Origin of the sequence: Winslowiella toletana (genome assembly GCF_017875465.1) — a bacterium.
GTDB lineage: Bacteria > Pseudomonadota > Gammaproteobacteria > Enterobacterales > Enterobacteriaceae > Erwinia > Erwinia toletana.
In genome coordinates this window covers 1,272,693-1,287,050 of sequence record NZ_JAGGMQ010000001.1, presented here as the reverse complement: position 1 = coordinate 1,287,050, position 14,358 = coordinate 1,272,693, and the positions used below count along the sequence as shown (strand labels likewise).

The window sequence follows — 14,358 nt, the reverse complement described above, 5'->3', positions numbered from 1 at the left end:
CGTGTTTTTTCGCCGTTAATTCAGGTCAATAACCTTGAATAATTTGAGGGATGACCTCATCTAATCTCCAGTAGCATTTTGACCTGTATGGGAGGAATTATGCGTCTGGATCGTCTTACTAATAAATTCCAGCTGGCACTCGCCGACGCTCAGTCACTCGCACTGGGGCGTGACAACCAATTTATCGAGCCTTTGCATCTGATGAGCGCACTGCTTAATCAGGAAGGGGGATCGGTGCGTCCGTTACTCACCACCGCCGGCGTTGATGTCGCCACATTGCGTACCGGCATTGAGCAGGCGGTCAGCCGTTTGCCGCAGGTGGAAGGGACTGGTGGTGATGTGCAGCCTTCAGCCGACCTGGTTCGGGTACTTAACCTTTGTGACAAGCTGGCGCAAAAGCGCGGCGACAACTTTATATCATCTGAATTATTTGTTCTCGCAGCGCTCGACTCGCGCGGCTCGGTAGCGGATTTACTGAAATCTGCCGGCGCAACCAGCGACAAGCTGACACAAGCGATTGAGCAAATGCGTGGAGGAGACAGCGTGAACGATCAGGGGGCTGAAGATCAGCGCCAGGCTTTGAAAAAATACACCATCGATCTGACCGAGCGTGCGGAACAAGGCAAGCTCGACCCGGTTATCGGCCGTGATGAAGAGATTCGTCGCACCATTCAGGTGCTGCAACGCCGTACCAAAAACAACCCGGTGCTGATTGGTGAACCGGGCGTCGGTAAAACCGCGATTGTCGAAGGACTGGCGCAGCGCATTATCAATGGTGAAGTGCCGGAAGGTCTGAAAGGACGCCGGGTGCTGTCGCTGGATATGGGCTCGCTGGTGGCGGGCGCTAAATACCGTGGTGAGTTTGAAGAGCGCCTGAAAGGGGTGTTAAGCGATCTGTCAAAACAGGAAGGCAATGTCATTCTGTTTATTGATGAGCTGCACACCATGGTTGGCGCCGGTAAAGCCGATGGCGCGATGGATGCCGGTAATATGCTGAAACCTGCGCTGGCGCGCGGTGAGTTGCACTGCGTTGGCGCCACCACACTGGATGAATATCGCCAGTACATCGAAAAAGACGCGGCGCTGGAACGTCGTTTCCAGAAAGTGTTCGTTGCTGAGCCGAGCGTTGAAGACACCATCGCGATTTTGCGCGGTCTGAAAGAGCGCTATGAGCTGCATCACCATGTGCAGATCACTGACCCGGCGATCGTTGCGGCGGCGACTCTGTCGCACCGTTATATTGCTGACCGTCAGCTGCCGGATAAAGCGATCGACCTGATTGATGAAGCGGCGTCGAGCATTCGTATGCAGATCGACTCGAAGCCGGAGGCTCTCGACCGTCTGGAGCGCCGCATTATTCAGCTGAAGCTGGAACAGCAGGCGCTGAAGAAAGAGTCGGATGACGCCAGTATCAAACGTTTAGAGATGCTGGAAGATGAGCTGGGGCAGAAAGAGCGCGAATACTCCGAGCTGGAAGAGGAGTGGAAAGCCGAGAAGGCTTCTCTTTCCGGTACTCAGACGATTAAAGCTGAGCTGGAGCAGGCCAAACTTTCGATGGAGCAGGCACGGCGCGTTGGCGATTTGGCTAAAATGTCCGAGTTGCAGTACGGCCAGATCCCGGAACTGGAAAAACAACTGGCATCCGCTACGCAGTCAGAAGGCAAAACCATGCGCCTGTTACGTAACCGCGTAACCGACGTTGAGATTGCCGATGTGCTGGCACGCTGGACCGGCATTCCGGTGGCGCGCATGATGGAAGGTGAACGCGATAAGCTGCTGCGCATGGAGCACGATCTTCATCATCGGGTGATTGGCCAGGATGAAGCGGTGGAAGCGGTATCGAATGCTATCCGTCGTAGTCGCGCCGGTTTAGCGGACCCGAACCGTCCGATTGGTTCATTCCTGTTCCTCGGACCTACCGGTGTCGGTAAAACTGAGTTGTGTAAGGCGCTGGCCAACTTCCTGTTCGACAGCGACGATGCGATGGTGCGTATCGATATGTCGGAGTTTATGGAGAAACACTCAGTGTCGCGGCTGGTCGGTGCGCCTCCGGGATATGTCGGTTATGAAGAGGGTGGTTACCTGACGGAAGCGGTACGTCGTCGTCCTTATTCTGTCATCCTGCTGGATGAAGTTGAGAAAGCGCATCCTGATGTGTTCAACATTCTGTTGCAGGTGCTGGATGATGGCCGACTGACCGATGGGCAGGGCAGAACCGTCGACTTCCGTAACAGCGTGGTGATTATGACCTCGAACCTTGGTTCCGATCTGATTCAGGAGCGTTTCGGCAATCTGAACTACGGCGAGATGAAGGATATGGTGATGACAGTGGTCGGGCATCATTTCCGCCCTGAGTTCATTAACCGTATTGATGAGCTGGTGGTATTCCACCCACTGGGTGAGCAGCACATTGCTTCTATCGCCAAAATTCAGTTGCAGCGTCTGTATCATCGTCTGGAGGAGCGTGGCTTCAGCATCCATATCTCGGATGAGGCAGTGAAGCTGATTGGCGAAAATGGTTACGACCCGGTTTACGGTGCGCGGCCATTAAAACGTGCCATCCAGCAGCAAATTGAGAACCCGCTGGCGCAGCAGATTCTCTCTGGCGTGCTAATTCCGGGTAAAACCATCGAGATGGATGTTAAAGATGGGCATATTGTTACTCAGCAATAAACCGCTGTTATAAAGAAAAACGGGCCGAAAGGCCCGTTTTTGTATGTTAATTGCCCGCTATTTGCCCTTTTACATGCTGCTTGCATGAAAAGTGAGCACTTGAGCAATTTATTCAATTTAATACTTGTCACCCGCCAGAAATTCCCTATACTGCGCCTCCACTGACACGGAACAACGGCTTACACAGCGCGGTGTCGGGAGGTTCGGGAAGCGAGTTAATCGGTTCTGAACCGCCGGAGAAAAACTTCTGAAAACGGGGGTTGACTCTGAGGGAGGAAAGCGTAATATACGCCACCTCGCAGCAGCAGACGAAGTCGCTGATTGCACTGCTCTTTAACAATTTATCAGACAATCTGTGTGGGCACTCGCAGGGTTGATATCGCAAACCATCCCCGGATGGAAAAAATTTGAAATATCAAGTCTCAAGAGTGACTACTATATTCATTACGAATAACAGTTTTAATTCTTTGAGCATCAAGCTTTTTAATTGAAGAGTTTGATCATGGCTCAGATTGAACGCTGGCGGCAGGCCTAACACATGCAAGTCGGGCGGTAGCACAGAGGAGCTTGCTCCTTGGGTGACGAGCGGCGGACGGGTGAGTAATGTCTGGGGATCTGCCCGATGGAGGGGGATAACTACTGGAAACGGTAGCTAATACCGCATAATCTCGCAAGAGCAAAGTGGGGGACCTTCGGGCCTCACACCATCGGATGAACCCAGATGGGATTAGCTAGTAGGTGGGGTAACGGCTCACCTAGGCGACGATCCCTAGCTGGTCTGAGAGGATGACCAGCCACACTGGAACTGAGACACGGTCCAGACTCCTACGGGAGGCAGCAGTGGGGAATATTGCACAATGGGCGCAAGCCTGATGCAGCCATGCCGCGTGTATGAAGAAGGCCTTCGGGTTGTAAAGTACTTTCAGCGGGGAGGAAGGCGATGTGGTTAATAACCGCGTCGATTGACGTTACCCGCAGAAGAAGCACCGGCTAACTCCGTGCCAGCAGCCGCGGTAATACGGAGGGTGCAAGCGTTAATCGGAATTACTGGGCGTAAAGCGCACGCAGGCGGTCTGTTAAGTCAGATGTGAAATCCCCGGGCTCAACCTGGGAACTGCATTTGAAACTGGCAGGCTAGAGTCTCGTAGAGGGGGGTAGAATTCCAGGTGTAGCGGTGAAATGCGTAGAGATCTGGAGGAATACCGGTGGCGAAGGCGGCCCCCTGGACGAAGACTGACGCTCAGGTGCGAAAGCGTGGGGAGCAAACAGGATTAGATACCCTGGTAGTCCACGCCGTAAACGATGTCGACTTGGAGGTTGTGCCCTTGAGGCGTGGCTTCCGGAGCTAACGCGTTAAGTCGACCGCCTGGGGAGTACGGCCGCAAGGTTAAAACTCAAATGAATTGACGGGGGCCCGCACAAGCGGTGGAGCATGTGGTTTAATTCGATGCAACGCGAAGAACCTTACCTGGCCTTGACATCCACGGAATTCGGCAGAGATGCCTTAGTGCCTTCGGGAACCGTGAGACAGGTGCTGCATGGCTGTCGTCAGCTCGTGTTGTGAAATGTTGGGTTAAGTCCCGCAACGAGCGCAACCCTTATCCTTTGTTGCCAGCGCGTGATGGCGGGAACTCAAAGGAGACTGCCGGTGATAAACCGGAGGAAGGTGGGGATGACGTCAAGTCATCATGGCCCTTACGGCCAGGGCTACACACGTGCTACAATGGCGCATACAAAGAGAAGCGAACTCGCGAGAGCAAGCGGACCTCATAAAGTGCGTCGTAGTCCGGATCGGAGTCTGCAACTCGACTCCGTGAAGTCGGAATCGCTAGTAATCGTAGATCAGAATGCTACGGTGAATACGTTCCCGGGCCTTGTACACACCGCCCGTCACACCATGGGAGTGGGTTGCAAAAGAAGTAGGTAGCTTAACCTCCGGGAGGGCGCTTACCACTTTGTGATTCATGACTGGGGTGAAGTCGTAACAAGGTAACCGTAGGGGAACCTGCGGTTGGATCACCTCCTTACCTATGTGAAGATGCCCCGCGCAGTGCCCACACAGATTGTCTGATGAAAAAAGTAATGAGCAAGCGTCTTTTTGCGTAAGGTTCGGTGACAAATAAGTTTGTCGCTCAGATTTGCAGGCAAATCTTCACCTTTACACAAAAATAGCCAGTCAGTGACTGGCTGACAATTTTTGTGTCCCCATCGTCTAGAGGCCCAGGACACTGCCCTTTCACGGCTGTAACAGGGGTTCGAATCCCCTTGGGGACGCCATACTCTGATAACGATGTGAAAGACGTTATCAACCCAGTATCTCAAAACTGATTAGGCCGCAAGGCGAGTCACGTTTGAGATATTTGCTCTTTAAAAATCCGGAACAAGCTGAAAATTGAAACGATATGTCGTCTCATTTCTCCGTAATAAGAAATGAAGCACGATATATTCGAGTCTCTCAAATGCTTGCAGCTCTGAAGAGTCGAAAGACACTTCCGGGTTGTGAGGTTAAGCGACTAAGCGTACACGGTGGATGCCCTGGCAGTCAGAGGCGATGAAGGGCGTGCTAATCTGCGATAAGCGACGGTAAGCCGATATGAGGCGCTATACCCGTCGATACCCGAATGGGGAAACCCGGTGCACTGCGGTGCATCATCGTTAAGTGAATACATAGCTTAACGAGGCGAACCTGGGGAACTGAAACATCTAAGTACCCAGAGGAAAAGAAATCAACCGAGATTCCCCCAGTAGCGGCGAGCGAACGGGGAACAGCCCAGAACCTGAATCAGTTTGTGTGTCAGTGGAAGCGTCTGGAAAGTCGCAGGGTACAGGGTGATACTCCCGTACACAAAGGCACACTTGCTGTGAGTTCGATGAGTAGGGCGGGACACGTGACATCCTGTCTGAATATGGGGGGACCATCCTCCAAGGCTAAATACTCCTGACTGACCGATAGTGAACCAGTACCGTGAGGGAAAGGCGAAAAGAACCCCGGCGAGGGGAGTGAAACAGAACCTGAAACCGTGTACGTACAAGCAGTGGAAGCCCTCTTCAGGGGGGTGACTGCGTACCTTTTGTATAATGGGTCAGCGACTTATATTCTGTAGCAAGGTTAACCGTATAGGGGAGCCGCAGGGAAACCGAGTCTTAACTGGGCGTTAAGTTGCAGGGTATAGACCCGAAACCCGGTGATCTAGCCATGGGCAGGTTGAAGGTTGGGTAACACTAACTGGAGGACCGAACCGACTAATGTTGAAAAATTAGCGGATGACTTGTGGCTGGGGGTGAAAGGCCAATCAAACCGGGAGATAGCTGGTTCTCCCCGAAAGCTATTTAGGTAGCGCCTCGTGAATTCATCTCCGGGGGTAGAGCACTGTTTCGGCTAGGGGGCCATCCCGGCTTACCAACCCGATGCAAACTGCGAATACCGGAGAATGTTATCACGGGAGACACACGGCGGGTGCTAACGTCCGTCGTGAAGAGGGAAACAACCCAGACCGCCAGCTAAGGTCCCAAAGTCATGGTTAAGTGGGAAACGATGTGGGAAGGCACAGACAGCCAGGATGTTGGCTTAGAAGCAGCCATCATTTAAAGAAAGCGTAATAGCTCACTGGTCGAGTCGGCCTGCGCGGAAGATGTAACGGGGCTAAACCATGCACCGAAGCTGCGGCAGCGACGCGTATGCGTTGTTGGGTAGGGGAGCGTTCTGTAAGCCGTCGAAGGTGGACTGTGAGGTCTGCTGGAGGTATCAGAAGTGCGAATGCTGACATAAGTAACGATAAAGCGGGTGAAAAGCCCGCTCGCCGGAAGACCAAGGGTTCCTGTCCAACGTTAATCGGGGCAGGGTGAGTCGACCCCTAAGGCGAGGCTGAAAAGCGTAGTCGATGGGAAACAGGTTAATATTCCTGTACCCGGTGTTACTGCGAAGGGGGGACGGAGAAGGCTATGTTAGCCGGGCGACGGTTGTCCCGGTTTAAGCGTGTAGGCTTGCGTTCCAGGCAAATCCGGAACGCTTTAAGGCTGAGGCGTGATGACGAGCCACTACGGTGGTGAAGTAACAAATGCCCTGCTTCCAGGAAAAGCCTCTAAGCATCAGGTAACATCGAATCGTACCCCAAACCGACACAGGTGGTCAGGTAGAGAATACCAAGGCGCTTGAGAGAACTCGGGTGAAGGAACTAGGCAAAATGGTGCCGTAACTTCGGGAGAAGGCACGCTGCTGGTAGGTGAACCCCCTCGCGGGCGGAGCCGAAGGCAGTCGAAGATACCAGCTGGCTGCAACTGTTTATTAAAAACACAGCACTGTGCAAACACGAAAGTGGACGTATACGGTGTGACGCCTGCCCGGTGCCGGAAGGTTAATTGATGGGGTTATCCGCAAGGAGAAGCTCTTGATCGAAGCCCCGGTAAACGGCGGCCGTAACTATAACGGTCCTAAGGTAGCGAAATTCCTTGTCGGGTAAGTTCCGACCTGCACGAATGGCGTAATGATGGCCAGGCTGTCTCCACCCGAGACTCAGTGAAATTGAACTCGCTGTGAAGATGCAGTGTACCCGCGGCAAGACGGAAAGACCCCGTGAACCTTTACTACAGCTTGACACTGAACATTGAGCCTTGATGTGTAGGATAGGTGGGAGGCTTTGAAGCGCGGACGCCAGTCTGCGTGGAGCCAACCTTGAAATACCACCCTTTAATGTTTGATGTTCTAACCTGGCCCCGTAATCCGGGGTGGGGACAGTGTCTGGTGGGTAGTTTGACTGGGGCGGTCTCCTCCTAAAGAGTAACGGAGGAGCACGAAGGTCAGCTAATCACGGTCGGACATCGTGAGGTTAGTGCAATGGCATAAGCTGGCTTGACTGCGAGAGTGACGGCTCGAGCAGGTGCGAAAGCAGGTCATAGTGATCCGGTGGTTCTGAATGGAAGGGCCATCGCTCAACGGATAAAAGGTACTCCGGGGATAACAGGCTGATACCGCCCAAGAGTTCATATCGACGGCGGTGTTTGGCACCTCGATGTCGGCTCATCACATCCTGGGGCTGAAGTAGGTCCCAAGGGTACGGCTGTTCGCCGTTTAAAGTGGTACGCGAGCTGGGTTTAGAACGTCGTGAGACAGTTCGGTCCCTATCTGCCGTGGGCGCTGGAGAATTGAGAGGGGCTGCTCCTAGTACGAGAGGACCGGAGTGGACGCATCACTGGTGTTCGGGTTGTCATGCCAATGGCATTGCCCGGTAGCTAAATGCGGAAAAGATAAGCGCTGAAAGCATCTAAGCGCGAAACTTGCCTCGAGATGAATTCTCCCTGACTCCTTGAGAGTCCTGAAGGGACGTTGAAGACTACGACGTTGATAGGCCGGGTGTGTAAGCGCAGCGATGCGTTGAGCTAACCGGTACTAATGACCCGTGAGGCTTAACCTTACAACACCAGAAGTGTTTTGGTGAGCGTTATGAGAGACGCGACAGTATTCAGCTTGTTCATAAACGGATTAATTTGTGTGGTCACCGGAGTGACGGCACAAATAACAGAATTTGCCTGGCGGCTTTAGCGCGGTGGTCCCACCTGACCCCATGCCGAACTCAGAAGTGAAACGCCGTAGCGCCGATGGTAGTGTGGGGTCTCCCCATGCGAGAGTAGGGAACTGCCAGGCATCAAATAAAGCGATAACCCTTATGCGAAAGCATAAGGGTTTTTTGCGTCTGAAACTTGCCAGAAATCAGTAATAACCCCTGAAAAATACCCGCCATTTATTCGGTTAAATCCGTCAAAACGTTACTTAATTCAAATTGTTGCAATCATAATGCAAAAAATTTGATTTAGGGATCGCCGAAGTGCTTTACTGAATTCTTTGGTGCTGATTTTATCAGCAAGGAACAGAGGGAATTCAATGGCTGACCTGATAACAGAACAAGATCAACCGCAGGCTGAAACCGCGCAACAGACCAGAAAACGTATCTGGGCCATCGTTGGTGCCTCTTCGGGCAATCTGGTGGAGTGGTTCGATTTCTATGTTTATTCTTTTTGCTCACTTTATTTTGCCCATATATTCTTCCCCACAGGTAACCCCACTACCCAGCTGGTACAAACTGCCGGTGTTTTTGCCGCAGGCTTTCTGATGCGCCCGATTGGCGGCTGGTTGTTTGGTTATATCGCTGATAAACATGGCCGTAAAACATCGATGCTAATCTCGGTCTGTATGATGTGCTTTGGCTCACTGGTGATCGCCTGCCTGCCGGGATACGCCACACTCGGTGTCTGGGCGCCGATATTACTGCTGCTGGCACGACTGTTCCAGGGGTTGTCGGTAGGGGGCGAATATGGCACCAGCGCCACCTATATGAGTGAAGTGGCGGTGGAAGGACGCAAAGGTTTCTATGCGTCCTTCCAGTATGTCACCTTAATTGGCGGACAGTTGCTGGCGCTGCTAACGGTGGTGATCCTGCAACAGATCCTGTCAGATGAAGATTTGCACCGCTGGGGCTGGCGCATTCCGTTTGCTTTAGGCGCGGTACTGGCGGTAGTCGCGCTATTTCTGCGACGTTCCCTGGATGAAACCTCCGACCATAAAACCCGCGCGCACAAAGATGCTGGCAGCTTACGCGGCCTGTGGAAGCATCGCCGGGCGTTTATTATGGTGCTGGGCTTTACCGCCGGTGGCTCGCTAAGTTTCTACACTTTCACCACCTATATGCAGAAATACCTGGTGAATACCTCGGGTATGGATGCGAAAAGCGCCAGCGCGCTGATGACCGGCGCACTGTTTGTCTTTATGCTGGTGCAGCCGTTGATTGGTGCGCTGTCCGATAAAATTGGCCGTCGCAGTTCGATGCTGATCTTTGGTGGTTTTGCCGCCGTGCTGACGGTGCCGATCCTGACGATCCTGCAAAGCGTGAACAATAGCTGGATCGCTTTTGCGCTGGTGATGATCGCACTGCTGATCACCAGTTTTTACACCTCGATCAGCGGTATCCTGAAAGCCGAGATGTTTCCACCGGAAGTGCGTGCGCTGGGGGTCGGATTATCCTATGCGGTTGCGAATGCGATTTTTGGTGGTTCTGCGGAGTATGTTGCGTTATCACTGAAAGCGGCAGGGCATGAAACCAGCTTCTTCTGGTATGTCTCGCTAATGGCGGCGGTGGCATTTATTGTATCGCTGTTGCTGCATCGTCGGGGTAAAGGGATCAGGCTCTGATTACTGGCCAATATTCCATAATGCATAGCCGGTGGCGGCGCCGGCTATATCCCAGCCAAAATCCTTCCAGCTCCAGCCACTACCTGCTGCGCGGCTGTCATACAGCTCTTTCGCCGCGCCGAGGCTAATCGCAAACATCAGACCAAAGCTGTTACTGCGTGTATCGCTCCAGTGCTGTTTTTGCCCATACTCATTGCCCGCCACGGAAAGTACCGCAGAGGCGATAAAGTGTTGTGCTTTGTCCTGGCCGGTCCAGTTATCCTGCGCCATATGCGTACAGCCTGAACAGAGAAGCAGGGGCAGCAGCAGATATTTCACCATCAGCACCTCAATAAAAAGCCCCGCAATAAACGGGGCTTTCAGCATCAGTCAAAGGATACGGCTGATCAACTTATCAATACGAATACGGCGTAAGCGCCGGATCAGCTTGCGCACTTTCACCGGATAATCGGCAATACTGTCTAAATCGCGAAAATGTTTTACCACTGAAGTATGGGTACGGATCAGCGCCAGCTCGCGTTCGCGCTGCTCTGCCAGCTGTTGCAGCGGATCGTGGATCAATACCGCATTTTCTAGATCCAGTCGCCATGCGCGAGGATTCAGGTTATTACCGGTAATCAGCATCCATTCATCATCCACCCACATGCCTTTCAGGTGGTAACTGTTTTCGCCATCTTTCCACAGTCTGACCGTCAGCTGTCCGCTGGTGACATAGTATTGCAGGCGGCTAAGGAAACGGCGCAAGTTGATTTCATACAGATAGGGCAGGGCGCCAATAATCTTAAACGGCTGATCTTCCGGGATATAGAAGTCATTAGCGGTCTTATCGCCGATGATAATCTCCACCTCTTTGCCCTGACGCAGCAAGTAAATAATATTGCGCGCCAGCAGAGCCGGCAGATTGAAGTATGGCGTACAGATCGTCAGCTTCTTCTCGGCGCAGGGCATCAGATGATAGATGGTTTTATTCAGCAGGCTGCGTTTTCCGAGGCCGACTAACGGCGTAACCGCCAGCTCTTCATTATTGGCGTTACCAGTAAACTGGTAGTCAAAGCCGCGTAAATCCTGGCGGAACTGGCGGGTTTCATTTTTAATTTCAGGGCTTTTTGGCCGCTCATGGCGATCAAGACGATGAACCGCGACCGCGGCCTTCAGATTTTTATCAATCCACGTCAGCATGGTATCCGCCAGTTGCGGATTGCGGATCAGCTGATAACGGTCATAACGATATTTATCATGCTGATGCAGATAGACATCATTGATGCTGGCTCCGCTATACAGTACGCAGTCATCAATAATAAAGCCTTTCAGATGCAGGACGCCAAGCGCTTCGCGGGTATTTACCGGAATGCCATATACTGGAATGGCGATGTTCGGATTGTTCGCCGCCATCTCACAATACCAGTCAGCATTGGTAGCTGCCGCTGCAGCGCCAATACGCCCACGCTGAGCACGATGCCAGTCAACCAGTACGCTAATCTCAAGTTCCGGACGCGCGCGCTTTGCCGCATACAGCGCTGACATAATGCCGCGACCGGCATCATCATTTTCCAGATAGAGTGCCACAATACAGATGCGACGCGTCGCACCGGCGATTTTTTCCAGCAATGTTTCGCGAAAATCGCTCGGTGAAAACAGCGTTGTCACATCAGCTACTGACTGAGACAGTTTTGGCAATTGTGCAAGGTGTTGTTGGTGTTTATTGCGCTTAAATTTGGACAACATCACAGTGCGCTTCTTCTCTGTTCATTGAATGGCCTTTTGCCATTAAATCATGACTGTAACCAACAATATTAACATCAACTGCAGCGGAAGGCGTTAATTTTACCTTTCTCTACATGGTTAGCTGCTGGTTGTCGTAAGGGGTAATGCCAGCGCGACAATGCCGTCTTCCAGCTGAATATCGATGGCAAATCCCAGTTTGCGCGCCAGCGTGATCATGCCACGATTACCCGGCATGGTGATGCCGTTCAGCTGTTGCAGACCATGCTCACGTGTATAAACGATCATTTTTTCCAGTAAGCGGCGGCCTAAGCCGAGCCCTTTCAGGTCAGAACGCACCAGTACCGAGAATTCCGCATCGATATTGTCGGCATCCGAGATGGCGCGCGTCACGCCAATAATCTCACTTTCCCCCTGATACTGGCGTACCGCGACGATCGCCATTTCCCGATCGTAGTCGATCTGCGTCATATTCGCTAAGTCATCATGGGTGAACTCATTGATCTCGCTGAAATAGCGATAGTAAAGATCCTCTCTGGTCACCTGAGCAATAAAACGCTGCAGCAAGGGTTCATCTTCCGGCAGAATTGGCCGGAACAGGCAGCGCTGACCATCCTTCAGTGTCACCAGCTCTTCCAGCCGATGCGGATAGGGGCGGATTGCCAGCCGTGCTTCAGCATCGCCACTGAATGGCGCCAGCGCCATCGTGACATCCAGCAGGGTAAACTCATCACCGGCGGCTAACAGCGGATGAATATCGAGGCGCTGGATATCGGGGCAATCGACAATCAGGTTAGAAACCTTTACCAGCACCTGGCTGATACCGGCAATATCCAGTGGACGCAACGCGCTGCGGTCACGGATCTTGCCGCTTTTAATCGCCTGGATTACCAGGTAGCGCGCCAGCGTCATATTCAGCGGTGGTAACGCGACGACCGCCTGGCGGTCGGCATGCCACTCAATGCCGCCTTCGCCCAGCATAATAATTGGGCCAAACAATGGATCCTGTTCGACAACAATGCGCAGCTCCTGCGCTCCGGCGCGGTTTGCCATGCTCTGCACCAGCAGGCCATGAATACGCGCCTGCGGCCAGGCTACTCTGACGCGGTCGATAATTGCATCGGCAGCCTGTTGCACCTCGCTGGCGGTACGCAGATAGAGCATGACTCCCTGAACTTCCGATTTATGCGGTATATCCGGCGAGCGCAGCTTCAGCGCCACCGGATAGCCAATTTGTCCGGCGATATGCATCGCTTCCACGCTGTCATTGGCAATCCAGGTCGGCAGGGTGTTCAGCCCATAGGCTTGCAGGATCGCCTGCACTTCATGGGTATCGAGGCTGGCTGGCCCCGCATACAGCGCCTGCCGGATCAGCAGATGCGCATGTGCGGTATCCTGCTGCAAATCTGCAGGCAGTGCGGGCGTCTCCCGCAGCTGTTTCTGGTTACGACGATACTCGACCATATGCATAAAGGCGGTGATGGTGCCCTCTGGCGTGCGATAGGTAGGAATACCGGCATCGCTAAAGGCGCGGCGCGCATCGGGAGAGGAGAATTCGCCGCACCAGTTAGTCAGCATAGTGACCGCCTGGCCGCGCGGATGTTGTTTAATCGCGGCGATCAGCTGGTGAGCGGTGACGGTCGCTGGCGCCACCGCGCTCGGCGCGTGGACAATCATCAGCGCATCGAAATCATGGCTGTCCAGCAGCAGCCTGACCGCGCTCAGATAGTGTTCGGGTGAAGCGTCATCTTTTAAATCCAGCGGGTTACCGGGGGTAATCGCCGAGGGCAGCGCTGCGCGCAAGACCTCAAGGGTATTATCACTCAGCGTTGCCAGCTTGCCGTTACGCGCATCAAGCGCATCGAGCGCCAGCGCCGCCGGCGCCGCGCCGTTACTGATAATCATCAGGCGCTCACCGCGCAGCGGGCGCATATGGCTTAAGGTTTCCACTGCGGAAAACAGTTCATGAGTATCCTGTACGCGCAACAAACCGGCGCGCTGGATGGCGGCGTCCCAGGCGGCATCAAGGCCGGGATGGGTTTTTAACAGTGCCTGCGCCTGACTGCTGCGACCGCTTTTGATCACCAGAATCGGTTTATTACGTGAAGCGCTACGCGCGGCGGAGACAAAGCGCCGTGCATCACTCAGATGTTCGAGGTACAGCAGAATCGCACTGGTCTTGCCATCGCGCGCAAGGAAATCAAGCAGGTCATCGGCGTCGATATCGAGGCTGTCTCCGAGGGCGATAAACCATGAGAAACCCAGCTGCCGCTGCTGCGCCCAGTCAAGGATGGTATTGGATACCGCCGCCGACTGTGAAATAAACGCCAGTTTGCCTTTCTCAATTGGCACCGGTGAAAAGCTGGCGTTCAGCCCCTGCCAGGGCGCCAGCAGCCCGAGACTGTTCGGACCGAGCAGGCGGATCTGCCACTGACTGGCGCAGGCTTTCAGTTCCGCCAGCTGGCTGTCAGGGGCGGAGAGGATAATGCAGGCTTTACAGCCACGTTCACCCAGCTGCTGCAGCAAACTGAGATTGCGACTGGCATTGGTGCAGATAATCGCCAGGTCGGGAGCCAGCGGCAGACTGGCGATATCAGGGAAGGCCAGCACGCCGCACACCGCTTTATACTGCGGCGTCACCGGCAGTATCGGGCCACTGAAGTTGCCGTCCAGCAGATTGCGCATCATCAGATAACCTGCGCGCTGTGGTTTTACCGATGCACCTATCACCGCAATCGATTTAGGACGTAACAGTGCTTCCAGGCCGCGTTGGCTCATTT

5 protein-coding genes, 1 tRNA gene and 3 rRNA genes are annotated in these 14,358 nt (G+C 53.6%); 6 read left to right on the top strand and 3 right to left on the bottom strand.

Annotated features, from left to right (window positions below; translation table 11 throughout):
* Positions 1 to 87: 87 nt before the first annotated feature.
* The 6 genes from clpB to J2125_RS05990 all read left to right on the top strand — a co-directional run bounded on the left by clpB (position 88) and on the right by J2125_RS05990 (position 9,856).
* Positions 88 to 2,673 carry an ATP-dependent chaperone ClpB gene (gene clpB, locus J2125_RS06015; RefSeq protein ID WP_026112066.1) on the top strand — a complete coding sequence of 862 codons (2,586 nt, stop codon included), beginning with the start codon at positions 88 to 90 and terminating at the stop codon, positions 2,671 to 2,673.
* Positions 2,674 to 3,157: 484 nt separating this feature from the next.
* A 16S ribosomal RNA gene (locus tag J2125_RS06010) occupies positions 3,158 to 4,700 on the top strand.
* A 174-nt stretch (positions 4,701 to 4,874) separates the two neighbouring features.
* Positions 4,875 to 4,950, top strand: a tRNA-Glu gene (locus J2125_RS06005).
* Positions 4,951 to 5,176: 226 nt separating this feature from the next.
* A 23S ribosomal RNA gene (locus J2125_RS06000) occupies positions 5,177 to 8,084 on the top strand.
* 114 nt (positions 8,085 to 8,198) lie between these two features.
* Positions 8,199 to 8,314, top strand: a 5S ribosomal RNA gene (rrf, locus tag J2125_RS05995).
* The 16S, 23S and 5S rRNA genes sit together here with 1 tRNA gene alongside, the layout of an rRNA operon.
* 237 nt (positions 8,315 to 8,551) lie before the next feature.
* Entirely contained in the window at positions 8,552 to 9,856 is a 1,305-nt protein-coding gene (locus tag J2125_RS05990; RefSeq protein WP_017803075.1) for an MFS transporter, read from the top strand.
* On the opposite strand, the gene J2125_RS05985 is transcribed toward J2125_RS05990, so the two are convergent.
* The 3 genes from J2125_RS05985 to J2125_RS05975 all read right to left on the bottom strand — a co-directional run bounded on the left by J2125_RS05985 (position 9,857) and on the right by J2125_RS05975 (position 14,356).
* Entirely contained in the window at positions 9,857 to 10,222 is a 366-nt protein-coding gene (locus J2125_RS05985; protein WP_017803076.1) for a YfiM family lipoprotein, read from the bottom strand.
* A gap of 3 nt (positions 10,223 to 10,225) precedes the next feature.
* Positions 10,226 to 11,581, bottom strand: coding sequence for a CDP-diacylglycerol--serine O-phosphatidyltransferase (pssA, locus tag J2125_RS05980; RefSeq protein WP_017803077.1), 1,356 nt, complete (start codon positions 11,579 to 11,581; stop codon positions 10,226 to 10,228).
* Between the two features lie 117 nt (positions 11,582 to 11,698).
* Positions 11,699 to 14,356 carry a bifunctional acetate--CoA ligase family protein/GNAT family N-acetyltransferase gene (locus tag J2125_RS05975; RefSeq protein WP_017803078.1) on the bottom strand — a complete coding sequence of 886 codons (2,658 nt, stop codon included), beginning with the start codon at positions 14,354 to 14,356 and terminating at the stop codon, positions 11,699 to 11,701.
* Between the last annotated feature and the right edge of the window lie 2 nt (positions 14,357 to 14,358).